Genomic DNA, 26,246 nt, shown 5'->3' with positions numbered 1-26,246 from the left:
AATTTAGGAAAGGCGCAGTATCCAATCATGAGCAGGTCTTCACGAATGCCACGAATGCTGGTCACCGTCGCGGAGGCGTAACCTGATGACTGAACACCGCCGCCAGCGTGCTTCAGAACATCATGCGGATCCCAATCACGACACCCGTATCTTCTACCGTCTCACTTTCCTCACGCCGCATATCAGCAGTTTCGCCATACTCTCGCTGCCAATAAACACCTACATAAGGAGCTACTCGACGAGTCACCTCATAGCGAGCACGCAAGCCGATTCGCACAGAATTGAGACCCGATCCGATAGCCTGTTGTCTGGATTCATTGGCAGCAAGGACAATTTCACTACGTGGCTGTAGATACCAACGCTGTGTCAGGCGTATATCATGTTCAAGTTCCAGACTGGCAGTGACTACGCCTCCCTCTCGATATTGCACTGCTGCATCCGTCTCGATCCTGTAGGGTGCAGTCCCTTGAAGCCCGAAGACCCCATACACGCTTTCATCATGATCATCACTAAGTACGCCGCCCTGATAGCCACCTCCAATCTGGAATTCCCAGAAATCGGCAATCAGGTGACTATAAAGAAGCTCAAGTGACTCAAACTCGGCGTCTTCGCCATCGCCCTGGGTATTTTCCCCTTCTGACTTGAGATAGACACGATGGGTATCTCCGCCATACCAGGCCTGAAAATCCCATACCAGTGAGTCCTCGCCCTTATCCGGAAGGCTATATTCCAGGCGATCGAATGCGGCACTCCACTGGAGATGTTCTGCCATGGGCGATGGCCATGACTGAGGGGCATCGTAACCATCCTGAGCAAACGCCTGAGAGACACCAGCACTGGAGAATAGAAACGCCGTCACGCTGGCAAGACGAATTGAATGATGTCTGATTGACATGATGACTCCTCAAGAAACCTTTACGACACGGAACATACCTGCGTCCATGTGGTACAGAAGATGACAATGGAAAGCCCAGCTACCTTCTGCATCTGCAGTGATCAAGGCTGACACTCGCTCACCCGGCTTGACATTCAAGGTGTGCTTGCGAGGAATCAGGTCTCCTTGCCCATTCTCCAGCTCCATCCACATGCCGTGCAGGTGTATGGGATGCTCCATCATGGTGTCATTGATCAGGATGAGACGGAGTCGCTCATCCTTCTTGAAGTGAATCGGGCCATTGACTTCGCTGAACTTCTTGCCATCGAAGGACCACATATAGCGCTCCATGTTGCCGGTCAGATGCAGCTCCATCTCGCGCATGGGGCCACGCCTGTCCGGCCAGGGCGCATGGGCCTTGAGGTCCTGATAGACCAGTACACGACGCAGCGATTGATCCAGACCGATGCCTGCCTGGTCGTAACGAGCCCCCTGCTGAATGGCACCGGCCATCAACATATGATTGGTTGCCGCGTCAGCCTGCATCGCTGTCATCTTCGAATGATCCATACCGGCCATCTTCGAATGATCCATACCGGCCATCTTCGAATGATCCATGCCTGCCATCTGCGAATGATCCATGCCTGCCATCTGCGAATGGTCCATGCCGGCCATCTGCGAATGATCCATGCCTGACATCTTCGAATGGTCCATGCCTGCATGAGCGCCCATGGCCTCCATCCCGCGATCAGCGATCTGTCGTCGTTCAGGTACGGGCGCCTCCATCCCGGCGCGAGGTGCCAGCGTGGCTCGCGCGTATCCACTGCGGTCCATGGCTTCGGCGAAGATGGTGTACGCCTTGTCGTCTTCCGGTGTCACCAGCACATCGTAGGCTTCCGCCACGGCAATACGGAACTCATCCACCGCTACCGGTTGCACTGGCTGACCATCTGCAGCGACCACGGTCATCTTCAAGCCGGGAATACGTAAATCGAAGTAACTCATTGCCGAGCCATTGACGACACGCAGACGCACGGTTTCCCCACGCTTGAATAGCGCGCTCCAGTTTTCTTCTGGTGAATGACCATTGAGAAGATACGTATAGGTACTGCCGGTGACATCCGCGATATCCCTCGAACTCATGCGCATCTCAGCCCACATGCTGCGTGCCTCGATCGTGTCTACCAGGCCTCTACGCCGCACATCCGCAAAGAAATCAGCGACAGTCCGTTCCTGGAAGTTGTAATAACCCTCCATGGTCTTGAGGTTGCGAAAGACTGTCTTGGGATCTTCAAACGTCCAGTCAGTGAGCAGCAGGACATGCTCACGATCATATGTGAAGGCTTCGGGTGTTGCGGAGTCTATGATCAGTGGGCCTGCGTGGCCCTCCTGCTCCTGAAGGCCTGAATGGCTGTGATACCAGTAGGTACCGCTCTGGGTGACAGGAAACCGATAGGTAAAGGTCTCGCCCGGTGCGATTCCCGCGAAGCTGATACCCGGCACACCGTCCATTTCCGGGGGAAGTATGATGCCATGCCAATGGATGGAGGTCGGCTCATCCATCAGGTTCGTCACCTTGATGACAGCATCCTGCCCCTCTTTCAAACGCACCATGGGGCCGGGGCTGCTGCCATTGATCGTGATGGGACGCGCGAACTGCCCGTCGATGTCGAAATCTTCACGACGAATGACAAGCGAGACTTCGGGGCCATGTACAACCCCTTGAGAATAAGTCGATGTTCGCCCCCAGGGATTGGCCCAGGCAGGTGCCATCCCCAGTGCCATTGTGCCAAGCCCCAGGGCAGAACCTCCCTTCAGCAATTGACGACGTGATACAGAGAAATCAGACGTTCCTGATGCCATGGCCATTGTTTCTCCCGGGTCATGAAAGATGAGTCATGACACAGATGAAGCCACGTCAAGCTGAAACGAACCTGAAAGACTGAATCAATTACGAGTCGGCAAGCGAATATCGACTCTCAACCCACCAGATTGACCAGAGGAATATGTCAAACAACCTGCATAATGCTCGACAAGATGACCGAGAATGGACAGTCCCAGTCCATACCCAGGTTGTGTTTCGTCTCGTCGCCAACCACGCACCCCAAGATGCGTCAGATCCTTCTGTGGAACGCCCGGGCCATCATCCTCTACTCTTACTGAGAGCTGGTCCTTATCCATTCGCATCTGGCATTGCACCTGATGGGTGGACCACTTGCCTGCATTATCCAGCAATATACCCAGTATTTCGGTAAAATCCTGGGTTTCAATATTCACCAGGTATTCGGCATGTCCTGCAGCAAGGCCCGAGCATTCGAGTTGAAAACATCTCTGCGGATAGATTCCCTGAAACATCTCGATCAGACGACCGGCTTCTTCAATAGGGTGAGTCGATTGGCCTGCACGCGGACCAGCGATGCGAGCGCGCCTCAATTCAGCTGCGAGCTGCGCATGTATTGCCTCAACTCGCACCAACATCTTGCCACGGCGTACCTCATTGATCGGGCGTGTACCACGTAACACCTGAGTCAATGCCGCCAGAGGTGTCTTTAGGGCATGAGACAGGTTGGCAACGGACTCTCGCGAGCGAGTCAGCCGGCGATCAAATTCATCCAGCAGCTTGTTGAGCTGTGATACCAGCGCGTCAAGCTCCGAAGGGGCATCAAGCACAATTCGCTTTCGGTACCCGGACTGGAGTTCGCCCAATTGATGACGCAGGACACTCAACGGCTTGAGCCCTCGCCTTACCGCCAGCAGATTGAGTGATATCAGAATCCCCCACAACAAGATGGCGCTGGCGGCGATCCACCAATGCACTCGGGTCAAGCCCTGCTCCACTGGCGAGAAATTCTCGGCAATCAGCAATTGCACCGCCTTCCCGCGAATATCAAAGACGTGCCGATAGGCCAACAGAGGCTGTTGCTGAAACTGATGCATGATCAACGCATTTCCCTTGCCCTCAAGCAAAGGGAGCATCTCCGACGGCACGGCAGGAAGCGAAGTACTGACCTTCTCCCCGACTCGCAGCACATAGAAATGATGAAAGCTCAGGGACTCCTCACGGGCCGCCGCCATGAGCTGGGCTACAGGACGCTCATCTTTCTTGAGCAAGGTGACGATATGCGATGCCTCATCCTTGAGGCGCTCGCCAAGAAAGTCCTTCGCCAGCTCGTGGAGAAAGAAGCCGTGCAGATACCAGGCAAACAACACCACCGCGAGGGATGCACCTCCCAGGCGTGTCAGCAGGCGAAAACGAAGGCTACGACGATCGATGTGAAACAAGCAGGTACCCCTGTCCGCGACGGGTCTGTATCAAGTCCTTGCCCAAGCGGCGGCGAAGACGAGCGATATAGACTTCTACCAGGTTGGGTGCTGCAGCATCTTGCTCCAGTGCATAGAGTTGATCCAGCAACTGCGCCTTGGAATGCACTCTACCCGGATGATGCATGAGGTAGCGCAACAAACGGAATTCGGTAGCCGTCAAGGAAGACCAATCCTCTCCGTCGCAACTGACACGTTGCGACTCTTCATCCAGCTGAATCCCGCTGACCTCAAGATACGTATGACCTCCCCCTTGCCGACGACGAAGCAGCGCGTGTAGTCGCGCCAGCAACTCGGCTTCATGAAATGGCTTGGTCAGATAATCATCCGCCCCACTGCGCAACCCGACTACCTTGTCCTCCCAGGTATCACGCGCCGTAAGGATCAGCACAGGAATATCCACGTGGGACTGTCGCCAGCGCTTGAGCAACTCCAGTCCCGAGCCATCGGGAAGCCCGAGATCCAGAATCGCCAGCGCATACTGTTCGGTTGCCATGAAAGCCTGGGCATCATTCAGACTGGTGGAAACATCCAGTCGGTAGCCATTATCTTCCAGCAGTTCAGCGAGGCTTTCTGCCAACAGGTCATCATCCTCAAGCAACAACAGCTTCATGACACTCCTCCTTCATTCCATGACCCCCAATGAACACTGCCCCCATGGCAAGAGCAACCTATGCATAAAAACACCTCCATCTTGCAGGTGTAAGCTGAGTGCTGACTGAAAGAGCGCGAAACGGTAATGACCGGTACCGGACATTACACCATTGCCTGCGGGAAATACCTTGGTGATATCCAGAAGCGCTGATATCTGCCGCCTCATCATCGGGTGAACCCTCCGATGGATCGAGAACCTCTTCAGGCAATGCCTGCCCCATACTGGGCAGAGCCTTCCTGGCACGGTAGCCTTGCGTGCCGGCCAGCCACGCTACTCCCTATCAGCCGCCAGCCGAATGTCACTTCATCATTGGCTATCTGTACAGGATGCCCGCAATGCCCGTCAGTCCCACCGATATCCCCTATTTCGCAAGCCTGCTTGACGGCCTCGGGCAGTATTTCCCGCTCTCGCTGCCCATCGTCTTCGCGTTGATCCTGCTGGCTGCTGCCACCTCCGCACTGTCTGCGGCTGTCGGAGTCGGTGGGGGCACGCTGCTGATCATGTTCATGGCGCAGTTGATGCCTGCCGTTGCCCTGATTCCTGTGCATGGCATGGTACAGCTGGGCTCCAACGGTGGGCGTATGGCGATGACATGGCGCCATATCGACATGCGCCGTCTGCTGGCCTTTCTGCCCGGTGTGGCGCTGGGTGCGCTGGTCGCGGCCTGGGTGTTGATCCGCTTGCCTGAAGGGGTGCTGGAGCTTTCCATCGCGCTGTTCGTGCTGTTCACCTGCTGGGGGCCGGCGCTGCCCAAGCGGGCATTGAGCCGCACGGGCACCTTGATAGCCGGTGCCATCACGACGTTCCTTTCGAGTCTGATCGGGGCCAGCGGCCCACTGGTCGCGAGCTTCATCAAGCAAGGCGGTGGCGAGCGTCACACCAAGGTGGCGACCTTCGCGGCCTGCATGGTCGCGCAGCACCTCACCAAGGCCTTCATCTTCGGCATGGCAGGGTTTGTCTTCCAGGAGTGGTTGCCCCTGATCGTGCTGATGATCGGTGCGGGCCTGATCGGTACTCGACTCGGACTGCGCTTTCTGGATCGCGTCTCCAACCGGCACTTCGATGGTTTGTTCAAATGGGCGCTGTCATTGCTGGCACTCAGGCTTGCCTGGCTGGGTAGCGTCTCTCTGATCGGTCATTGATCCGCCACCAGGCGAAGCTTGGGGTGCGACATTATTGCGGGGGACACCACAGTGCTGGCTGAGGTAACGTGCCCCTTCTGCAAGTGCATACCTCTGGTCAGAGGATGTGGATCCCCATGACCAGACCGTGCACAAGACGACGCGACTGAATTCCAGAGGACATCAAGATGGCGCATGCAAGACACTGGCTCACCACACTCGTCGCTGGCAGCCTGCTGTTCAGTGGCCAGGCATTTGCTCACGCCCATGTCAGCAGTGCCAATCCCGCGGACGGCGCCAAAATCACCTCGCCAACGAGCATCAGCCTGACCTTCAGCGAAGGGCTGGAGTTGCCCTTCAGTGGCCTGGGTCTCAGTAGAGTCGATGGCAATCCCGTCTCACTGGGAGATACCACTCTCGACAATGGCGGCAAGACGTTGAGCGCTCCGGTCAGCAAGACGCTCGAGGCAGGGAAATATGCCGTCAAATGGCATGTGCTTTCCACCGATGGTCACAAGACCGAAGGCCAGTATCAGTTCACCGTCACGCCGTGATCGGCCCCGATAACGCCCTTGCCGCGAGCCGCTTCGTCCTTGACGGAGCGGTCGTGTTTCTTTGGGGCGTCAGCGGCTTTCTGCTGACATCGTCGTCGCGCGAGCTGCGCCTCTGGCTTGAGGAGCGCTGGTCGGGGGCCTTGCGCCTGGCACTGGCTTTGGCCGTGATCGCCACTGCCTGCCAACTGCCACTCCAGACTGCCATCATCGGGGCTGGCTGGGGAGATCTCTCCAATGTCTCCCTGGCATGGAGCGTCATGACCCAGACGACCTCGGGGCTTGCCTGGGCAGGCAAGGCAGGCATCCTGTCGATGGCAGTGCTGGCGCTGATGGTGATTCCCGCACATCGCCTGGTGTTCCTGGCGCTTGCGAGCATGGCAATGTTGGCAAGCCTTGCGTTCTCCGGTCACGCCGCCATGCACGGTGGCTGGCTGGGAGGTATTCACCGCGCCAATCAATGGCTGCACCTGCTCAGTGGCGGCTTCTGGATCGGGGCGTTGTTCCCGGTGGTGTCCACCCTGCGTGCGTTGCATGCCGAAACGTTTTGCCAAGCTGCCAGAGCTGCCTTGATACGCTTCTCCCGCATGGGCCACCTCGCGGTCGCTCTGGTGGTCGTGACGGGGGCCCTCAATACCGGGCTGATTCTCGGGACACCTCCGCTGGACTGGTCCCACCCTTATCAGGGACTGCTGGCCATCAAGATCGGGCTGGTGCTCAGTATGGTCAGTATCGCCCTCTTCAATCGCTATTGGCTGGTGCCGCAGCTTTCTGGCCCGGGCGGCACCACACGAGCCCTTGTGTGGATGACCCGATTGGAAGTGTTGTTGGCGGCGCTGGTACTGGGGCTGGTCGTGACGCTTTCCGCCCTCGATCCCTACTGATGATCGCAGCTTGCGTGCCTGTCCTCTCGATAGGGCCGCCCTAGTTGTCACGATCCCCAGGCCTTGTTGCCTGCCTCACCCACCATGACGTGTCTACATTACCCACCATTAAAACGCCCCGCTCAGCCAGCAGGCTGAGCGGGGCGTTGTTTGTCATGCGCAACTACAGATAAAAGGGATCAGAAAGGATATTGGCGTGGCTCGACCTGCAGGCTGACCCATTGGTCGGTGGTGAATTCCTCCAGCACCCAGTCGCCATTGAAGCGCCCGAGGCCTGAATTCTTCTCGCCGCCGAAGGGCGCGCGGGGGTCATCATTCACCGGCATGTCGTTGACGTGCACCATGCCCGCCTCGACCTGGCGCGCGAAGCGCTCGCCGCGTGCGATATCCGCGGTGAAGACGGAAGCCGAAAGGCCATATTCGGTGCCATTGGCAAGTTCCAGCGCATGCGCTTCGTCACGGGCCTTCTGGATGCCGACCAGCGGACCGAAGATCTCGTTCTGCGCCAGGCTCATGTCATTGGTGACATCGGTGAACACATGCGGCGGCACCAGCTGACCCTGCGTCTCGCCCTCAAGCATCACCTGGGCGCCCTCGCCCTTGGCCGTCTCGATCATCTCGAGCAGACCATCACGCTGCTTGGCATTGATGATCGGCCCGATGACGGTATCGTCCTGTGCGGGATCGCCGACCTTGAGTGCACGGGCACGCGCCACGAAGCGATCGACAAAGGCGTCATGGACCGACTCATCGACGATGATGCGGTTGATAGCCATGCATATCTGCCCCTGATGGAGGAACTTGCCGACCAGAGCGGCGTCCACCGCCTGCTCGATATCCGCATCATCAAGCACCACGAAGGGGCTGTTACCACCCAGCTCCAGGGCTACGTGCTTGAGATGATCACCACCGACGGCGCGCTTGCCGATGCCCTTGCCCACCTGGGTAGAACCGGTAAAGGAGATCAGCCGCGGCACCTCGTGATCCACGAAGGCGTCGCCAATCTCGCTGCCGGCACCGACCACCACGCTCAGGACACCGGCAGGCAGCCCCGCCTCCTCGAACAATCTGGCCAGCAGGAGGCCGCCGGTCAGCGGGGTATCACTGGCCGGCTTGATGACGACGCTGTTGCCGAGCGCCAGTGCCGGCGCCAGGGAACGCTGGGTCAGATGCAGCGGGAAATTCCACGGGCTGATGATGCCGATGACCCCCAGCGGCTTGCGGAAGACACGGCTCTCCTTGCCCGGCACCTGGGCCTCCATCGCCATTCCGGCCACGCGGTTGGCCATCGCGGCGGACTCCAGCGTGATCGCACGGGCTGCCGCCAGTTCCGCCTGAGCCTTGATGCGGGTACTGCCGGACTCACGAATCAACCAGCCGAGCAGCTCTTCGCGTCGCTCGTCCATCAGCTCCACTACCTTGTGCATCACGCCAGCGCGCTCGCTTGCCGGTGTCAGAGCCCAGTCAGGCTGAACATCACGCGCCTTGCGATAACTGACATCGAGATCCTCGGCATTGGCCATGGAGATCGAAAGCAGCGAGCTTTGATCAAAGGGGTCCACCACCTCGAGCGTCTTGCCGGCTCGTCCGGCACGCCATTCACCGGCGAGAGGGAGCTGCTCCAGGTTCTGGTAATCGCGAGGCATGAGTCTCTCCGTGCTGTGGGTATGCAGGAGAGATGGCGATAGTGTGGCAAAACCCAACCGTTGCATCACAGCTATGCCAGAATGGCACCGCTAGCTGAGAACCCGCCCCCTACCCGAACTGAATGAGAGTCAAAGGATGAGCCCTGAAGACCTGCAGACACTGACGACCTGCCAGATGCCCTATGGCAAGTATGCCGGACGCCTGATTGCCGACCTGCCCGGGGATTATCTGGGCTGGTTTGCGCGCAAGGGGTTTCCGCAGGGCGAGATCGGTCGCCTGCTCGCGCTGATGCACGAGATTGATCACAACGGATTGAATGCACTGCTGGAGCCGTTGAGGAAATGCTAAAGCCAAAGAAAATCATACTGTCGATTAAGTTGATTTAAATATACCATCGAGCAATCAAAATATACGATGGTCTTTGAACGTTTCTAACTTCATGCTCACCATTTCTGAGGCAGCGATGACACGCACACTAATAACAACTGTACTCGTGCTTACCATTACAGGTTGCTCTACTACGCCAATTTCATCATTAGATGCTGACCCCGTCCCTCCTGAAAGAATTTATGCACATGATAAACCCTTACAGGAAGAGCATGGAACATTGACTTTAACCCGTGATAGCGGGCTGCTGGGTAGCGCTTGCGGTATCATGATAAAAATCAATGGCGTCCTCACAACCAAACTCAATCCAGCCGAAACCGTCTCGCTGGATCTGACCCCGGGGACATATATAATCAGCGCTTCAGCAGATCAAGGCCTTTGTGAAACTGGTGTCAAAGAAGTAAAGGACACTATTACTCCCAATACGACGATACGCTATAGAATGGGCTATGACCCAAGTGGAACATTGGGACTATTCCCTACGATGTATTAACCAGTATCAGGACAAGCGTCCACTGGCGACCAGCTGGTCGAACATGTCGTGCAAGGTGGTCTCGAGAGGCCGGTAGACCAGGCCCAGCTGCTCGCGGCTGCGGGTATTGTCGAAGACGAAGGGATGGCCCACATTGCGTGCGACGATCCTTCGCGTCACCGCCTTGTTGGCCAGCGGACCCGCCAGCCACACCAGCCATTTAGGTAACTGGCGAGTGGAAATCGCGTACTGCGGGCCTGCGTATTGACTCAACAGGCGCCCCAGCGCGATGAAGCTTGAGGAGTGCCCGGCGACCAGATGACGCCCATTGGCCGTGGGCAGAAATCCCGTCGCCAGATGCGCCTCGGCGACATCACGTACATCCACCACGCCCATGCCATAATCCGGCGCGCCTATCCTGAGCGTGCCGTCACAGAGCTGCGTCATCAGGCTGAAGGATTCGCCGTGCGTGTCATCGCTGATCGCGGGGCCAAGCACCAGCGAGGGATTGATCACTACCAGCCGCCAGCGCGACTGCTGCTCGGCAATCTGCCAGGCGGCCTGTTCCGCCAGCGTCTTGGAGTGGGAGTAGGCCTGGTGTGTCAGCGAGGCCGTGGTGTTCCAGACACCCTCGTCGAAACAGCCGCGCGGGGTGTCCAGCGCATCGGCATTGTCACTGTAGATGGCAGCACAGCTGCTGGTCAGCACCACACGTTCGACACTAGCCTGACGATTCGCCTCTTCCAGCACATTGCGCGTGCCCTCCACCGCCGGACGCACCAGATCACGCTCGGGGTCCTCGACACTGACCACGAAGGGTGAGGCGGTGTGAAAGACCACCCCACAGTCTGCCATCGCCTGAGCGTAAGAGCCCTGTGTGAGCAGATCACTGGCAAAGACACGTAGCTCCCCCGGCAAGCGTTCGGCCAGCGCCTTGAGCGCCGCCAGACGTTCGCTATTGCCGGGATCGCGCACGGCGGCATGCACCGTCAGGCCCTCTTCCAGCAAGCGACGAATCAGCTGCCCCGCAACATAGCCGGTCGCGCCGGTCACCAGTACCGGTCGCGATCGCTCCAGCCCTGCCAACAAAGCTTGCGTGGATGCATTGAGCGGCATGTAAGACTCCCGGGATGCAGTAAACCGCGATCTGACGGCACAGCGAGCACGACAGTGACGTCAGGCGGACAGTCTGACGAACCAGGTCCACAGGCCGCCCAGAATCAGCGACTCGGCGGCGAAGCGGAACAGATGGCGCATCTCGATGCCATCCAGCATCAGCCCCATCAGACGGGCCGTCATGATGCCGGCGATACCTGCCACCGCGAGCGTCACCAGCACCGGCAAGAGACCCAGGCCGATCGGCGGATACATCAGCAGATACCCTACCGCGATGACCCAGCCCCAACGAATGCGCCGCGAAATCGCCGCGCCGGTTTCCTTCGGAACGGTCAGCGGGGTGTCGTCGGGTCCCTTGAAGCGGTTGACCAGCTCCGGCACTGCCGCCAGCAGTACCCCTGCTGTCAGCACGAAGCCGCCCAGAATCTGCAATACCATCATCATCGCGCCATCTTCCCTTGTCCGGTAATCAATGGCGCACATGCTACCAATACTGCTGGGCAAATGCCTGACCGGAATGCGAGTCCCGCAAACAATCAAGTCTGGCCAAAGGCGTGAAGCTCGCATTCGTCCCTTGCGTCATCCTCCAGGCACCATCTCCCGACATCGCCCCGAGCATCTTCCCATCTGCGGCGAGCTGATCTATCATCGCACCATCGTCATTTCGACAAGTCTCGACATATGGACAGATCAAATGAATGACTCCGACAGCCTGCCCGACCCGCAGGCCACGCTGGACACCTTCGCGGCGCTGTCCCAGGCCACGCGTCTGGACACGTTTCGGCTTCTGGTCCGCCATGAGCCACAAGGCCTGCCTGCCGGCGAGATCGCGCGGCGTCTCGAGGTGCCGCACAACACGCTCTCGACCCATCTGGGCGTACTGAGCCGCGCGGGGCTGATTCACTCCCAGCGCGAAGGCCGTTCACTGATCTATCGCGCCAACCTCGAGCACATGCTCGCCACCGTGCAGTTTCTGGTACGCGACTGCTGCGCCGGCTCCTCGGTGGTCTGCGACCCGTTGCTGGCCTCGCTCACCGTGCCCGATTGCAGCGTCTCCTCCACCCCCTGTGCTTCCCAGGAGTCTCGCAACGATGACTGATTCCAACCGTTCTTCCGGCAAGATCACGATCTATCACAACCCGGCCTGCGGCACCTCGCGCAATGTGCTGGCCATGCTCAAGGCTTCCGGCGAGACACCGGAGGTGATCGAGTATCTGGTCACCCCGCCGACGCGCGAGAGGCTGGAGTCGCTGATTGCCGCCATGGGAGGTGGCCCGCGCCCGCTGCTGCGCCGCAAGGGTACGCCCTATGACGAGCTCAATCTGGATGACCCGTCCATGAGCGATGCCGAGCTGATCGACGCCATGATGGCCCACCCGATCCTGATCAACCGCCCCATCGTCGTGACGCCCATGGCCACGCGCCTGTGCCGACCATCGGAGACGGTACTGAAGCTTCTGGACAATCCGGTCGCGCAATACACCAAGGAAGACGGCGACATCGTCCACGCCCCCAGGACCTGAATCATGAACGCACACACTCCCGACACGTCTCACCTGCTGACAGAAGACAACATGACCGACGCGATGAAAGCGGCACTGGCCGACCTGCCCAATATCGATGCCGAACACTGGCGACCGCTGGAAATCGACCGCCTGGTCGGCCCGGATGCTCCACGTCATGCGCCGCGCATACTGGTGCTTTATGGCTCCCTGCGTGAGCGTTCCTTCTCGCGCTTTGCCGCCGAGGAAGCGGCGCGCCTGCTGCGCGCCTTCGGTGCCGAGGTGCGCCTGTACTCGCCGGCCGGCCTGCCATTGCCGGATGACTGCGAGGCCGATCACCCCAAGGTGCAGGAGCTGCGCGAGCTGGCCCAGTGGTCCGAGGGCATGCTGTGGGCGAGCCCGGAGCGCCACGGCGCGATGACCTCGATCATGAAGGCACAGATCGACTGGATTCCCCTGTCACTGGGCGGCGTGCGGCCCACCCAGGGCAAGACGCTGGCCATCCTGCAGGTCAGCGGCGGCAGCCAGAGCTTCAACAGCGTCAACCAGATGCGCATTCTGGGCCGCTGGATGCGCATGCTGACCATCCCCAACCAGTCATCCGTGCCCAGGGCCTTCAATGAATTCGATGAGCAGGGCCGCATGCGCCTATCACCGCTGTATCTGCGCATCGTCGATGTCTGTGAAGAGCTGATGAAGTTCACCTGGATGAACCGCGACCGCAGCGCCTACCTGACCGAGCGCTACTCGGAGCGTGTCGAGAGCGCCGAAGAGGTCTCCCGACGCGTCAATCAGAGCACGATCTGACGCAGCCCGCAGTCGCACACGCGGCTTCTCACTTACTTTTCACCCTCGACAAGGAGACGTCATGCTTGCCTTGGCAATCTTCGCCATCACGCTGGCACTGGTGATCTGGCAGCCACGTGGGCTGGGCATCGGCACCAGCGCCCTCGGCGGCGCCGTGGTCGCGCTGGCCTGCGGCGTGGTCAATCTACCGGATGTGCTGGTGGTCTGGGATATCGTCTGGGACGCCACCTTCACCTTCGTGGCGCTGATCATCATCTCGCTGATTCTCGATGAAGCGGGCTTCTTCAGCTGGGCCGCACTGCATGTCGCGCGCTGGGGCGGCGGCAACGGGCGCAAGCTGTTCCCGCTTATCGTGCTGCTGGGCGCGGTGATCGCGGCCTTCTTCGCCAATGATGGCGCCGCCCTGCTGCTGACGCCGATCGTAATCGCGATTCTGGTGCGCCTGGAGTTCTCGGCGGCGACGTCATTGGCCTTCATCATTGCCACCGGGTTCGTGGCGGATTCCACCAGCTTGCCGCTGGTGATCTCGAATCTGGTCAACATCGTCAGCGCCAACTACTTTGACATCTCCTTCACGCATTACGCCGCCGTGATGGTGCCGGTCGACCTGATCGCGCTGGCCGCCACGCTGATCGTGCTGTGGCTGATGTTCCGCAAGGAGCTGCCCTCGCACTACGCGCTGGAGAAGCTCGAGGCACCCTTGAGCGCCATCAAGGACCCCCTGGTATTCCGCGCGGCCTTCCCGCTGCTCGGCGTGCTGCTGGTGGCCTACTTCGTGACCGCACCCTTGGGCATCCCGCTCGCCGTCGTCACCGGCAGCGCCGCGCTGGTTCTGCTGGCCATCGCCGGCCGCTGGCTGAGCAGCGGTGATGCCGTGATCGAACTCGGCCCGGTACTGCGCGGTGCGCCGTGGCAGATCGTGCTGTTCTCGGTGGGCATGTATCTGGTGGTCTACGGGCTGGGCAATGCCGGCCTGACCGATCACGCCAGCGACATCCTCGCCTGGCTTGCCAGTCAGGGCGAGCTGGTCGCCACTCTCGGCACCGGCGTGCTGGCCGCCGTCACCGCCTCGGTGATGAACAACATGCCGGCCACGCTGATCGGCGCGCTGGCCATCGACCACCTCACCGCGCAGCAGGTCAATGACGCGACGCGTGAGCTGATGGTCTACGCCAACGTGATCGGCAATGACCTGGGGCCCAAGTTCACCCCGATCGGCAGCCTTGCCACACTGCTGTGGCTGCATGTGCTCGATCAGAAAGGCCATCACATCAGCTGGGGGCAGTACATGAAGGTCGGCCTGGTGCTGACACCGCCGGTACTGATCGCCGCCCTGCTCGGCCTGTGGGCCTGGCTGGGCGTGCTCAACGGCTGATCGGATCTGCTGTCAGCCAAGAACCCCATCGGCCTGAGGACAACATTGGACTCAGGTATGAAACAGAACTGGCGCAGGGAGAAATCCCTGCGCCAGTTCTGTTTCATCCCCCCGAAGGTTTCATCTTCACCGAAAAATGTACTGAAGCGCCTGACGTGGCAATCTGACAGTAGACGTCGTCCTTGCTCGATTTCATTATCCGACAATGCCGCCATCGAACCTCAATGAGAGACCAGACCTGACAACCCCGGGAGTCCTGTCATGAGTGATGTACCTGCCGCCTATCAAGCCAGCAAGGGGTCGATTCTGGACGTCGATCGCGACTTCTACGACAGCCTCACCGAAGGCAAGGCCGAGCGCACCCTGGTCGCGACCCATACCGTGCCGCTGCGCGATGGCCTGGCGTGGGAAGTGCCGGCGGGCCACGTGCTGCGCATCAAGATCACCGAGGGCTCACAGGTCGGTGATTTCAACATGTGGAACCTGCACAACCCGCGTGAGCGCATGTGGGCGTCTCGCACCCGCCAGCTGCAGCGCGCGCATGTCAGCACCTATGATCGCCTGTGGTCCACTCTGCCCTACCTGCGCCCGATGGCGACCATCATCGATGACACCCTCGCCGACTATGGCGTCGATGCAGAAGGTGGTCGCGTGCATGACCTGCTGGGCACGCGCTGCGACCCTTACGTCAATCGCCTGCTGACCGGCGAGGACTTCGATCACCACTGCCACTCCAATCTGGTCCGCGCGGTGGAACCCTGGGGCCTGACCGAATTTGATATCCACGATGTGCTCAACATCTTCCAATGCACCGGCCTCAACAATGAAGACAAGTACTTCATGAAGGCCTGCCCGGCACGCAAGGGCGATTATCTGGAGTTCTTCGCCGAGACAGATCTGCTGTGCGCAATGTCCTGTTGCCCGGGTGGCGATCTGTCAGTGGACCTGTGGGGCCCTGATGCGCGTGATCCGCTCGAGACCTGCAACCCGCTCGGCGTCGAGATCTACCGGCTGGAAGGCGACGTTCTCGCAGGCTGGGAGTCGCCCAGGGTCGCGGCTTACGCCGGTAACCACGGCCGCCAGCACCCCACTACCGGCTGGGCCGCCATCAAGCGTGAGCGCTGCTGCTGAGGCAGCTTTTGGCACGCTGATCGCGTTTAGCGAATACTGATGTAACAAAGCCCCCTGCCGAGACTCTCGACAGGGGGCTTTGACGTTTCGTGAACGGGCATCGCCGCCTCAGCGTCGGCTTGTCTGCTCATACAAACGCCGATGTTCGGCGTGCAGCGATGTCCATAGCGGCGCCATGCGGGCAATCAGACGAGGATCGAACTGCTTGCCGGCTTCCTCGCTGAACAATCCGACCAGACGCTTCAACGACCAGCCCGGCTTGTAGGCGCGCGGCGAGGCCAGAGCATCGAAGACATCCATCATTGCGGCCACCTGACAATGCAGTGGCAAGGCCCCCCCGGCGGACCCGGCAGGATAGCCCTTGCCATTCCAGCCCTCGTGATGGGTGATCGCCACTTGGCTGGCCAGCGCTCTCAGGGGGCCGCGTAGAGAAAACAGCAGGCGTCCGCCATGACCGGCATGATCGCGCATCGTGATGCGCTCCTCATCACTGAGCGCACGCGGGGCATTCAGAAGCTCCGTCGAGATACCGACCTTGCCGATATCATGCAACAAGGCCGCGCTATGCAGGTCATGCAGTGGCACCTTGCGCTGAGCGGACGGCAACAGCCTTGCGTAGAGAAATATCGTCAGCCCCGCCACCCGCCAGGAATGCGCCAGGGTATCGCCATGGTGACGTTGAAGGAGGCGCGCCAGGGCAAGAACTCCGGGTTCGAGCGACTTCGCCCCGGGGGGCGGCTTTGAGAGGTAATCCGGCAAGGCGACATCACCGTCAGGCGCGACTCTCGTTGTGCACAGGGCATTTTTCATGGGGGCTCCCTGTTCAATCTGCCTATCACGGGTCGTGAGTCATCAGGGGGCTCATGATCGATGCGCCAGATGGGGTCGCATCAGCCCGGAATGACGAACGAAGATTTCTCGTTCGTTTTCAGATTTGTGTTTCACATCCGCCTCGCAAGCTCGCGCCTTCATCTCCGTTTTGAAGAACAGCTCTTCCGAGACCCTGCACTTGCCAAAAAGGGCTTGATAGAAAGCACGTGATAAAAAGTACTTGGTGAATATTAGGCGATAATAATGATGAGTCTCAATGTTTCTTCATCAAATCCTTGCCTTGTTCGTATTGCATCATGAGTCATACAGCGCTCAGAGACGCGCGCATATCATCTCGCGAACCATTCCAGCAGATGCTCGATCAAGCGCACCGTACGCAGCGGACGATGGCGCTCACGATGATAGATCAATGACAACGGTACATCCGCCGGCTGCCAGTCACTCAGCAATTCCTGCAGCTCCCCTTGCGCAAGGGCGGATTCACAGTAGAGCCTTGGCACGCGAATGATGCCGTTGCCGGCAATGGCACCACTGACCAGCACATGCCCGTTGCGGCACTCAAGCTGGCCACCGACATCCACCTGCAACTCTCGCGTCTCTGTCCCGCGAGCGGTAAAGGACCAGCGCGAGATCGAGCCCACCAGGCAGCGGTGATCCACCAGCTCACCGGGCGTGTTTGGTTCACCATGGCGGGCGAGATAGTCGGGACTTGCCACCACCACGTAGGGCAATGTCCGCAGCGGACGCGCGATGAAATCGGCATCCTCGAGGGCGCCCATGCGCAGCGCGATATCGAAATCGTCACGAATCAGATTCACGCGATGACTGCTGAAATCCAGCTCCACCTGCACTTGCGGCCATGTCTGCATGAAGGCATGCACGGCGGGCGCCAGTAGCCGCTCACCGATCGGCCCGCCGACGCTGTTGATGCGCAGCCTCCCGCGCATGGCGTTGCGCTCCTCACGTACCAGCGTCACGATCTGGGTAATGTCGCCCAACGCACTGCGACACTGGGCATGCAGCAGATGACCACTCTCGGTGAGTCGCAACGAGCGTGTCGAACGCTGCATCAGCGACACGCCCAGGGCCTGTTCAAGCGCAGTCACCTGTTTGGAGACCTGCGACCGCGACACGCCCAACTGCTCGGCGGCGCGGGTGAAGCTGCCATGATCCGCCGTCATGACGAAGGCACGAATATCGGCCAGGGGAAGTGACTCGAGCATGGGGCTCTCCAGCCAGGTGGGATGTCGAGAAGGAACACAGAGGCAGCACGCCAGGACAGTCAATCGAAGACACGCGCTCAAAGACAGTCAGTCACAGCGCGTCTTGCCAGTAGTCTACCAGCCGCATCGACGGCTTCAGCGGCCGCGCAGGCTTTCATCACAATGTCTCCCCCGACGACGAGTGGCGCGCGGGGGTCTTGGGCGCTATACAACATATGCAAAAAGGGGCGCTGATGAGCGCCCCTTTTTTATTTCCTGCTCAACAGTCTGTTACCAGATCACCAGCTTATGCCCTGATCACCAGATGGTGACAAGATCACCCGACATCCGAAACTGGCCAAGATCGTCCGTCTTGCCTGTCTGTATGTCGTGACTGTCTATATGCCGTGACTCTCTATGTGCCGGGATTACTCTGGGGTCTAGCCGCCCCTGGCGAGTCAGTCTGCCAGAGGAGGCCGTCTTACCAACCGACGCTGGCTGACAGGGTAATTTCCATCGGGTCACCCACCAGCACGCGAGTATCGCCGCCGCTACCGTAGTAGTAGCCGGTATCAAACAGGTTCTTCGCATTCAGCTTGAATTCGGTGTCCGGGCCGAAGAAGTCATGACGCCAGCCGACGAAGGCATCTGCCACGGTGTAGGCATCCATCGAGAAGCTGTTGTCGTCATCGCCTTCACGCTCACCGACATAACGCACGCCACCGCCGACACGCCACTCGCCGTAGGACGGATCGATCGCCAGATCATGTGCCAGATAGAGGCTGGCCGCGTTGAGCGCCGCATTCGGCAGACGATTGCCCTCGGTGCCTTCGGTATCCTCCAGCACTTCGGTATCGGTGTAGGCATAGCTGAACAGCAAGGAAGTGCGATCCGTCAGGGCACCTTCGAGGCTGAATTCCAGGCCTTGCGAGCCGGCTTCACCGATGGTGCGAGTCACCCCATTGTCAGTGACTGCAACGTTCTCCTTGCGGATCTGGTAGAGCGCCACGGAGGTTGCCAGACGCGGATTCCACTGACGCTTGTAGCCGATCTCGTAGCCCTTGCCGAGCTCAGGATCGAGGCTCTCGCCGCTGTCACTGTCGCTGCCGTTCGGCACGAAGGATTCGCTGTAGCTGATGTAGGCAGAGCTGGCATCGTCGATGCGATACAGCAGGTTCGCGGAGGGCAGGAACAGGTCATCGCTGTAATCGGGGTCAGATACGAAGTCCTCGCCCTCACCGCTTTGCTGATCAAACCAGGTGTAGCGCCCGCCAAGCCCCAGAATCCACTTGTCGGTCAGATACCAGCGGTCGCTGACATAGACCCCGATGGCCTGGCTTTCATCGAGACGATTGCTGCGCGAGGTGTTGATGTCGTCGGAGGTCACCTGGGCCAGCTGGCCGTGGTTCACGTCAGTGACGGTGGAGACCGTGACGGAGTCGCCGAAATAGCGCTCATCCAGATAGTCGCGTGTGGTCTCGTAATCGGCACCGATGACGAGCTGGTGACGCTGCCCCGCAATCTCGACATCGCCCATGGCGTCCAGCGCAGTGTAGTGCTCGCTGCGATCATAGCCCTGGTTCTCTTCGGCACGTACGGTCACATCACCGCTGTCGCTGACATTCGTGACGTTGGCGCGCGCATCGCTGTACTGGCGACGCGTCCAGCCGTAGGTCAGCTTCATGTCCCAGTTGTCGGTGACTTCCTGCTTCCACCAGGCATTGACGGACTCGTCATGGCCATAGACACGGTTCCAGGATTCATCGAAACGCGTGCCACGCGTGACGTTGGCAGCGCTGCCGTTGTAGAAGACGGTGCCACGATCGATATCCAGCTCGTAGTCCTGATACTCGTAGCTGATCTGGGCGCTGCTGTGCTCGCCTTCCCAACGCAGTGACGGAGCGATGGTGGTACGACGGTCATTGCCGTACTCGCGCCAGGAGTCTTCATCCTCATGCGACAGGATGAAGCGATAGGCCAGACCGGTGTCCTCGATGGGGCCGGTGGTGTCCAGGGTGGTATTGCCACCGCCGAAGGAGCTGACTTCGCCACTGATCTCGGTGTGCGTCTCGTACTGCGGACTTTTGGTGACCATGTTGATCACGCCGCCGGGGTTCTGCTGGCCCTGGAAGAGCGATGACGGCCCCTTGAGCACCTCGACGCGGTCCACGGTCGCCGTGGTGTAGGTACGGCGTGGCTGACGGATGCCATCGATCAGCATCGAACCATCGCTGTTGCTGCCGAAGCCTCGCTTGATGAAGCCGTCTTCGGTGCCCCCGAGGGTGTTGCCCAGCTGGATACCCGCGACCGGCTGCAGCGCCTCTTCCAGGTCATCCAGATTGAAATCATGCATGACCTGCTGGGTCACGACATTGATGGTGCGTGCCTGCTCGAGAAAGTCCACCGACTGCTTGTTGGCCAGGCTCGAGGCCTCGGCGCGGTAGCTGCCCGGCGCCACTTCACCTTCACGCTCCCCGGTCACCACGATCACCGAATTCGTGACTGGCGATTCGCTTGAGGTGGCACTCTCTGCCGCCAGCGAAGTGCCCGGCAATGCCATCAGGCTGAAGATCAGGCAGGAGAAATGCCCCTTGTGCGTGCTTGCAGCGCTATCCCGAAAATGATTTGGCACCTGAAAACCCTTTGTACGCGATGCGACAGCGTCCTGCTGAACCACACCTTTCATCCGCTCGATGAGCAGAAAGTGGCCATGACTGACGCCCCCCGCGCCAGCAAATGAGTCGCGAATGCTAATCTTTATCAAATGCCATCGCAACGTAAAGTGCGTGATTTTTCCGCTGATTGTCCTGAGCTTTGCCTTATTCAACGCCCAGCAAACAACTATTTGCGTAATTCTACCGACATCGAAGCGCCTCACGCGCAATGCGCGACGTCAGATCATGGGAGCTGCCACACAAGGCTCGGGAAACGTCGCATTGACACAGGGAGAGCGATCGCTCTACCCTGCATCGCAACTCGAGTAGAACGATCGCTCTCCCTGATATCTGAACCACGGTCCCGACATGATCCAGCACGACATCGCCGCCCGCCTGGAGACCCTCTTCAGCCAGCGCGGCTTCGCAGAGCCGAGTGTTTCCGAACTCAAGGCAGCGTCAGCCGTCAGTCTGCGCACCCTCTATCGCCACTTCCCCTCCAAGGAAAGCATGGTGATCGGTGCGCTTCAGCATCGTCACGAACGCTATATGGCTTTTCTTGAAGAGGCGGTGCCCGAGGATGGCACCGCAGCCCTCAGCCATCTGTACCAGCGCCTGGGCCATTGGATGCAGTTTGAGGCACCCAACGGCTGCATGTCGGTCAATGCCATGGCCGCCTTCCCTGACAATCAGGAAGTGCGCGAGGCCGTGGACCGCCACAAGCGCGAGATTCTTGAGTGGCTGGGCCAGCGCAGCCAGCGCGAAGATCTCGCCACCGAGCTGTTCCTGATTCATGAAGGGGCCTCATCCGCCTGGCTGGTCCTCGGCGATAAGGCCATCGAGGCCGCACTTTCCACCACACTCACGCTACTGGGAGCACAACAAAAGTGAGCTCACTTGCCCCAAGCGATGACAGCATGCACGGCGTCTACCTGACCGGCCATGGCGGCCCGGAAGTGCTGGAAGTGCGTGATGACATCCCTCGCCCGGCACCCGGCCCGCGTGACGTGCTGGTGCGAGTCGGCGCGGCAGGCGTCAACAATACCGACGTCAATACCCGCCTGGCGTGGTATTCGAAGGGGGAAGGTGACGCGGAAGATGCCAGCTGGTCCGGCCAACCGATCCATTTCCCACGCATTCAGGGCGCTGATATCTGCGGCGAGATCGTGGCGGTCGGGGCAGAGGTCAACAATGTGCGAATCGGCGAGCGTGTCCTGATCGAGCCCTGCCTGCAGGAGCACGATGGCCAGGACCTCGCCTCCGCGTGGTACATCGGCGCTGAGTGCGATGGCGGCTTCGCCGAATACACCAAGGTGGCAGCACGCCATGCCCACCCTATCAAGAGCGCACTGAGCGATGTGGAGCTGGCCTCTTTCCCCTGCTCCTACTCCACCGCCGAGAACCTGCTGACACGTACGCAGCTTGCCAAGGGGGAGCGCGTGTTGATCACCGGTGCTTCAGGGGGCGTCGGCTCCGCGGCCGTTCAACTGGCGAAGGCACATGGCGCCCACGTCATTGCCGTCACCAGTGCGGCCAAGGCCGACGCCCTGCGCGATCTCGGCGCCGATGAGATCGTCCTGCGTGAGTAGACACTGGCCGATGTGATCGAAGGCAACAGTGTCGAGGTGGTCATTGATCTGGTGGGTGGCCCGCAATGGCCAGAGCTGCTGGATATTCTCGGCCACAAGGGGCGCTACGCCGTCGCGGGTGCCATCGGTGGCGAAATGGTGGAACTCGACCTGCGCACCCTGTATCTGAAGGACTTGAGCTTCTTCGGCTGCACGGTGCTGGAACCGGAAGTCTTCCCCAATCTCGTGCACCATATCGAGCAAGGCAACATCAAGCCGCTGGTCGCCGAGGTCTTCGCGCTGGCCGATATCACCACTGCCCAGGAGGTCTTTCAGCAAAAAGGTCATGTGGGTAAGGTCGTGCTCAAGGTTCGTCAGGACTGAGCCAGTTTCTCCACTGGACTGATGGCCACAACGCAAAAGGGCTACCCGATGGGTAGCCCTTTTCACTGCCGAACGTCTGCGTCACACAAGCACGCATCACACAGATCAGTCGGTGCGCTTGTCTTCGGTGTTGGTCTCGAAGTCACTCGCCGCGTGGCGCTCGATCAACTGCTCCTCAGGCTCGCCCCAGAAACGATTGACCATGCGACCCCGCTTGACCGCCGGACGCTGGGCAATCGACCTGGCCCAGCGCTGCACGTGCGTGTAGTCCTGTACGGAAAGAAACTCGGCAGCATCATAGAGCTTGCCTTCGACAAGTGCGCCATACCAGGCATAGATGGCGATATCCGCGATGCTGTATTCGTCACCCGCGATGTAGGCGTTGTCGGCCAGCTGACGATCCAGCACGTCCAGTTGACGCTTGGTCTCCATCGCGAAACGGTTGATGGGGTATTCGAGCTTCTCCGGCGCGTAGGCATAGAAGTGGCCAAAACCACCGCCCAGATAGGGTGCGGAGCCCATCTGCCAGAACAGCCAGTTCATGACTTCGACACGCTTGGCGGGGTCCTTGGGGATCAGAGCGCCGAATTTCTCGGCCAGATGCAGCAGGATGGAGCCGGATTCGAACACGCGAATAGGCGTCCCGCCGCTTCTGTCCATCAGCGCGGGGATCTTGGAATTGGGGTTGATCGCGACGAAATCGCTACCGAACTGGTCCCCATCGCCGATTCGTATCGGCCAGGCATCGTATTCAGCACCGCCATGACCGAGCGCCAGCAGCTCCTCGAACATGATGGTGACCTTCACGCCGTTGGGTGTCGCCATGGAGTAGAGCTGGAAGGGATGCTCGCCGACCGGCAGCTCCTTGTCATGCGTCGAGCCCGCGATCGGCCGATTGGTACTGGCGAACTTGCCGCCACTCTCGCTTTCCCATTTCCAGACCTTGGGTGGCTGATAACTGTCGCTCATACCCTTGACTCCTTGGCATCCTGTTGAAGCTTCACGACTGAAGCTTCAAGACTTCGTTGGCATCAGACGCATCGACGTTGCGCCGCTCTGACTCGGTAAACAAGTTATGGCGGTCAGGCGCTCGGGACACAAGGGGATGAAATGACAAGTTTTTGTTGCTAGTATGCCACCAGTTTTTGGGGAGTAGCCCGCTCTCGTCACCCAACGAGAGTCTCGGATGTCAACATGGTCGGCAGGCATTGCCGTGGCACCGAGGACCCACCTATCCGATCATGCCCGTGATCAGTCAGGACGAGGTTCGGCGAGACCAATGACAGTCAGACGCTTCCGGCCGGTGGTGTCTCGCTGTTATTGACTCGCAACCGGCCTGGAACATCCTGACAAATGCCTCTTCTACCGACATTCCTGCTCGCCTTTTCCATGTCTTGCGACGCCTTTGCGGCCGCCTTGTGCAAGGGTGCCGCCATACGCCGTCCCTCTCTGAAAGATGCCTTGCGCATCGGCCTCATCTTCGGGGTCATCGAAGCCATCACGCCCATGATCGGTTGGCTGATCGGTCGCTCACTGGCCGTCTACGTCGAACAGTGGGACCACTGGATCGCCTTCGCCCTGCTGCTGCTGCTCGGTCTGCACATGATTCATGAGGGGCTCTCCAAGGACGAGGAAGACGAGGAATGCACCACGCCGCAATCGTTGCCCCGCCTGATGCTGACCGGTCTTTCCACCAGTATCGATGCGATGGCCGTGGGGGCCGGGCTCGCCTTTGCGGGCGTGAACATCGTCACCACTGCGCTGGCGATCGGTACCGCCACCTTCGTGATGGCCACCACCGGCGTGATGCTGGGCGGTGTGCTGGGCAAGATGGTCGGCAAGCGCGCGGAGATCATCGGTGGCCTGGTGCTGATCGGCATCGGCACGACCATCCTGCTGGATCACACCGGCTACCTGGGTTGATCCTCTGCTGAAAAGTGCCCTGAACGGCCCCGTAGCGCCCCCCTGGCGATGAACGCACCCTCGCGTTGCGCCAGGGGCCCCCTTGAAAACACTGACAATGGCGTCATTCAAGGGGGACACATGGCGTATCCTGTCGCTGGTCATTCAAGGCGCTCGATATCCAGACACATGATATCCGCCGCTTGATCTGCGGAGACAGGAAAGCCAACGCCGTGATCTTCCAAAGGGAGTCAGATTGCATGTATACACGCAAGCTTCATCCAGGCAGTGAATTCCCGGCCATTCAGGTCAAAGGCAGCGACGGTGAGGCACTGACCCTCGGCAAGCCCCAGGGCGAGCATGACTGGCAGCTGGTCGTGGTCTATCGCGGCAAGCATTGCCCGATCTGCACCAAGTTTCTCAACAAGCTGGAGAACTACCGCGAGCGTTTCAGCGCCCAGGGCGTCGATCTGGTCGCCGTGTCTGCCGATGATGAGCAGCAACTCACACAGCATCGCGAGTCGCTGGAGGTCAACTTCCCGCTCGCGTATGGGCTGACCCTCGACCAGATGCAATCGCTGGGACTGTTCATCTCGACGCCGCGCAGCGAAAAGGAAACCGATCACGACTTCCCGGAGCCTGCCTTCTTCATCGTCAATGGCGAAGGCAAGATCCAGATTCAGGAAATCGCCAACGCGCCCTTCGTGCGCCCTGATCTGGATACCCTCATCGGGGGCATCGAGTTCATCCGCAAGCCGGATAACGACTACCCGATTCGCGGCACCCGCGATTACGACTGAATCCCTCAGGGTTCACGTCGCTACACAGACGCCCCGCAGCCTCGTGCTGCGGGGCGTCTGTGTGTCTGGGCCTATTGCTTGCCACCTGGCCTTCACCTCGCCCGCCTTGCGCTTTTGGCCTCTTTTCATGACGCCGCTGATAGGCGCTGAAAACAGGCCACAAAAAAACCACGAAAAAAATCTGATCCTGTGACATCCAGACGAGAAAGGCCAGCGTTATGAACAGTGCAAGGGAGACAACGACACACCTGCAACCGCTAGCTGAACCTTATCTGTCTACGGAGTCGTCAAGATGAAAACAATCGCCTGTATCTCTGGTATTTTCGCTGCCCTCGCATTGAGCCCGCTGGCTCAGGCCATGGAGGTTCCCGAGAGCGTCACGGTGCCAAAAGGCAATGAAGTCGCCATGGAAACCGTCGGTGTCGGCAAGATCAAATGGGCCTGCGAAGCCAAAGACGATGGCACCATGGGCTGGGTCTTCAAGGGTCCGGATGCCGCTCTGAATGATGCCGATGGCAAGCAGGTCGGCAAATACTATGGTCCGCCCGCCACCTGGGAATCCATGGATGGCTCCAAGATCACCGGCACACAGCTGGCGGTAGAGCCCAACGGCAAGGGCAATATTCCGCTGCAGCTGGTCGAGGCTAACCCGGCCGAAGGTGAAGGGCATATGCAGGGCGTCACCTATGTTCAGCGCCTCAATACCCAGGGCGGTGCCGCACCTGACATGGCCTGTGATGAAGCTCACAAGGACAAGGTCGAAATCGTGATGTACCAGGCCGATTATCTGTTCTACAAGGCCATGTAATCTCAAGCCTTGAATAAAATGGATTCACCACTCGATGTCGTGTGACAAAGCGCATTGACACAGGGAAGGTGCGATCATGAAAAGCCCCGACATGCACAGGCATGTCGGGGCTTTGTCGTCATCAATCCTGGCGGGGAAATGATGATTCAGCATGAAATTGAACAAGCAAAACCTGGTGATCATGCAGGCGATAACAGCGGCGCTAAAAGAGGTGATAAGGGAAGCCATCACGAAGACGGTCAAGCCTCCCATTT

General features: G+C 59.5%; 25 protein-coding genes and 1 pseudogene. 15 read left to right on the top strand and 11 right to left on the bottom strand.

What is annotated here, in order from left to right:
- Positions 1-112 precede the first annotated feature (112 nt).
- From F8A90_RS08065 to F8A90_RS08050, 4 genes are all read right to left on the bottom strand, one after another.
- On the bottom strand, positions 113-895 hold the full coding sequence (locus F8A90_RS08065; protein ID WP_200019689.1) for a copper resistance protein B: 783 nt from the start codon (positions 893-895) through the stop codon (positions 113-115).
- 9 nt (positions 896-904) lie between these two features.
- On the bottom strand, positions 905-2,737 hold the full coding sequence (locus F8A90_RS08060) for a copper resistance system multicopper oxidase (RefSeq protein ID WP_200019940.1): 1,833 nt from the start codon (positions 2,735-2,737) through the stop codon (positions 905-907).
- Between the two features lie 84 nt (positions 2,738-2,821).
- Positions 2,822-4,156: an ATP-binding protein gene (locus F8A90_RS08055; protein WP_200019688.1), complete on the bottom strand. Its 1,335-nt coding sequence runs from the start codon at positions 4,154-4,156 to the stop codon at positions 2,822-2,824.
- Complete coding sequence (locus F8A90_RS08050; protein WP_200019687.1) at positions 4,134-4,808, bottom strand: response regulator transcription factor; 675 nt, start codon at positions 4,806-4,808, stop codon at positions 4,134-4,136. Before F8A90_RS08050 ends, F8A90_RS08055 begins: the two co-directional genes overlap by 23 nt.
- A gap of 377 nt (positions 4,809-5,185) precedes the next feature.
- Between F8A90_RS08050 and F8A90_RS08045 the strand changes: the two genes are divergently transcribed.
- The 3 genes from F8A90_RS08045 (at position 5,186) to copD (ending at position 7,406) form a co-directional block, all read left to right on the top strand.
- A complete protein-coding gene (locus F8A90_RS08045; protein WP_200019686.1) occupies positions 5,186-5,992 on the top strand; it encodes a sulfite exporter TauE/SafE family protein in 807 nt (268 codons plus the stop codon).
- 167 nt (positions 5,993-6,159) lie between these two features.
- Positions 6,160-6,525 carry a copper homeostasis periplasmic binding protein CopC gene (gene copC / locus F8A90_RS08040; RefSeq protein ID WP_200019685.1) on the top strand — a complete coding sequence of 122 codons (366 nt, stop codon included), beginning with the start codon at positions 6,160-6,162 and terminating at the stop codon, positions 6,523-6,525.
- Entirely contained in the window at positions 6,459-7,406 is a 948-nt protein-coding gene (gene copD, locus F8A90_RS08035) for a copper homeostasis membrane protein CopD (RefSeq protein WP_267906756.1), read from the top strand. Before copC ends, copD begins: the two co-directional genes overlap by 67 nt.
- A gap of 179 nt (positions 7,407-7,585) precedes the next feature.
- Here copD and F8A90_RS08030 read toward each other — a convergent pair whose 3' ends face one another.
- Entirely contained in the window at positions 7,586-9,052 is a 1,467-nt protein-coding gene (locus F8A90_RS08030; RefSeq protein WP_200019683.1) for an aldehyde dehydrogenase family protein, read from the bottom strand.
- A gap of 136 nt (positions 9,053-9,188) precedes the next feature.
- Between F8A90_RS08030 and F8A90_RS08025 the strand changes: the two genes are divergently transcribed.
- The gene (locus F8A90_RS08025; RefSeq protein WP_200019682.1) at positions 9,189-9,401 is read left to right on the top strand and encodes a DUF3820 family protein; all 213 of its coding nucleotides are present in this window, start codon (positions 9,189-9,191) and stop codon (positions 9,399-9,401) included.
- 91 nt (positions 9,402-9,492) lie between these two features.
- The gene (locus F8A90_RS08020) at positions 9,493-9,933 is read left to right on the top strand and encodes a hypothetical protein (protein WP_200019681.1); all 441 of its coding nucleotides are present in this window, start codon (positions 9,493-9,495) and stop codon (positions 9,931-9,933) included.
- Positions 9,934-9,939: 6 nt separating this feature from the next.
- Here the strand turns inward: F8A90_RS08020 and F8A90_RS08015 are convergent, their stop codons facing one another.
- Positions 9,940-11,028: an NAD-dependent epimerase/dehydratase family protein gene (locus F8A90_RS08015; protein ID WP_200019680.1), complete on the bottom strand. Its 1,089-nt coding sequence runs from the start codon at positions 11,026-11,028 to the stop codon at positions 9,940-9,942.
- Positions 11,029-11,088: 60 nt separating this feature from the next.
- On the bottom strand, positions 11,089-11,472 hold the full coding sequence (locus F8A90_RS08010; protein WP_200019679.1) for a hypothetical protein: 384 nt from the start codon (positions 11,470-11,472) through the stop codon (positions 11,089-11,091).
- 250 nt (positions 11,473-11,722) lie between these two features.
- Between F8A90_RS08010 and F8A90_RS08005 the strand changes: the two genes are divergently transcribed.
- The 5 genes from F8A90_RS08005 to F8A90_RS07985 all read left to right on the top strand — a co-directional run bounded on the left by F8A90_RS08005 (position 11,723) and on the right by F8A90_RS07985 (position 15,843).
- A complete protein-coding gene (locus tag F8A90_RS08005; RefSeq protein WP_200019678.1) occupies positions 11,723-12,127 on the top strand; it encodes an ArsR/SmtB family transcription factor in 405 nt (134 codons plus the stop codon).
- A complete protein-coding gene (arsC, locus tag F8A90_RS08000; protein ID WP_200019677.1) occupies positions 12,120-12,551 on the top strand; it encodes an arsenate reductase (glutaredoxin) in 432 nt (143 codons plus the stop codon). Before F8A90_RS08005 ends, arsC begins: the two co-directional genes overlap by 8 nt.
- A 63-nt stretch (positions 12,552-12,614) precedes the next feature.
- Positions 12,615-13,337 (top strand): arsenical resistance protein ArsH, encoded by a 723-nt coding sequence (gene arsH, locus F8A90_RS07995; protein WP_442778902.1) that lies wholly within the window; start codon positions 12,615-12,617, stop codon positions 13,335-13,337.
- A 61-nt stretch (positions 13,338-13,398) separates the two neighbouring features.
- Positions 13,399-14,712 (top strand): arsenic transporter, encoded by a 1,314-nt coding sequence (locus F8A90_RS07990; protein ID WP_200019676.1) that lies wholly within the window; start codon positions 13,399-13,401, stop codon positions 14,710-14,712.
- 261 nt (positions 14,713-14,973) lie between these two features.
- Positions 14,974-15,843 (top strand): urea carboxylase-associated family protein, encoded by an 870-nt coding sequence (locus tag F8A90_RS07985; RefSeq protein WP_200019675.1) that lies wholly within the window; start codon positions 14,974-14,976, stop codon positions 15,841-15,843.
- Between the two features lie 108 nt (positions 15,844-15,951).
- On the opposite strand, the gene F8A90_RS07980 is transcribed toward F8A90_RS07985, so the two are convergent.
- The 3 genes from F8A90_RS07980 to F8A90_RS07970 form a co-directional block, all read right to left on the bottom strand.
- Positions 15,952-16,653 (bottom strand): HD-GYP domain-containing protein, encoded by a 702-nt coding sequence (locus tag F8A90_RS07980; RefSeq protein ID WP_200019674.1) that lies wholly within the window; start codon positions 16,651-16,653, stop codon positions 15,952-15,954.
- Between the two features lie 350 nt (positions 16,654-17,003).
- Positions 17,004-17,897 carry a LysR family transcriptional regulator gene (locus F8A90_RS07975; protein WP_200019673.1) on the bottom strand — a complete coding sequence of 298 codons (894 nt, stop codon included), beginning with the start codon at positions 17,895-17,897 and terminating at the stop codon, positions 17,004-17,006.
- Positions 17,898-18,357: 460 nt separating this feature from the next.
- Positions 18,358-20,508 (bottom strand): TonB-dependent siderophore receptor, encoded by a 2,151-nt coding sequence (locus F8A90_RS07970; RefSeq protein WP_233593600.1) that lies wholly within the window; start codon positions 20,506-20,508, stop codon positions 18,358-18,360.
- A gap of 391 nt (positions 20,509-20,899) precedes the next feature.
- Here F8A90_RS07970 and F8A90_RS07965 point away from each other — a divergent pair, with 391 nt between their 5' ends.
- Together F8A90_RS07965 and F8A90_RS07960 are read left to right on the top strand one after the other, a co-directional pair.
- Positions 20,900-21,421 carry a TetR/AcrR family transcriptional regulator gene (locus F8A90_RS07965; protein WP_200019672.1) on the top strand — a complete coding sequence of 174 codons (522 nt, stop codon included), beginning with the start codon at positions 20,900-20,902 and terminating at the stop codon, positions 21,419-21,421.
- 26 nt (positions 21,422-21,447) lie between these two features.
- Positions 21,448-22,482, top strand: a pseudogene (locus F8A90_RS07960) (alcohol dehydrogenase family protein).
- Between the two features lie 105 nt (positions 22,483-22,587).
- Here the strand turns inward: F8A90_RS07960 and yghU are convergent.
- On the bottom strand, positions 22,588-23,451 hold the full coding sequence (gene yghU, locus F8A90_RS07955) for a glutathione-dependent disulfide-bond oxidoreductase (RefSeq protein WP_200019671.1): 864 nt from the start codon (positions 23,449-23,451) through the stop codon (positions 22,588-22,590).
- Positions 23,452-23,835: 384 nt separating this feature from the next.
- On the opposite strand from yghU, the gene F8A90_RS07950 reads away from it, so the two are divergent.
- The 3 genes from F8A90_RS07950 (at position 23,836) to F8A90_RS07940 (ending at position 25,992) form a co-directional block, all read left to right on the top strand.
- Positions 23,836-24,405, top strand: a complete 570-nt coding sequence (locus tag F8A90_RS07950; protein WP_200019670.1) for a manganese efflux pump MntP — start codon at positions 23,836-23,838, stop codon at positions 24,403-24,405.
- A 239-nt stretch (positions 24,406-24,644) separates the two neighbouring features.
- Positions 24,645-25,184: a redoxin domain-containing protein gene (locus tag F8A90_RS07945; RefSeq protein WP_200019669.1), complete on the top strand. Its 540-nt coding sequence runs from the start codon at positions 24,645-24,647 to the stop codon at positions 25,182-25,184.
- Positions 25,185-25,476: 292 nt separating this feature from the next.
- Positions 25,477-25,992: a DUF3455 domain-containing protein gene (locus tag F8A90_RS07940; protein ID WP_054556016.1), complete on the top strand. Its 516-nt coding sequence runs from the start codon at positions 25,477-25,479 to the stop codon at positions 25,990-25,992.
- The last annotated feature ends 254 nt before the right edge of the window (positions 25,993-26,246 follow it).

Source organism: Cobetia sp. cqz5-12 (assembly GCF_016495405.1).
In the GTDB taxonomy this organism is placed as follows: Bacteria; Pseudomonadota; Gammaproteobacteria; order Pseudomonadales; family Halomonadaceae; genus Cobetia.
The sequence above is the reverse complement of the archived record's forward strand: the minus strand, read 5'-3'. Positions and strand labels throughout refer to the sequence as shown.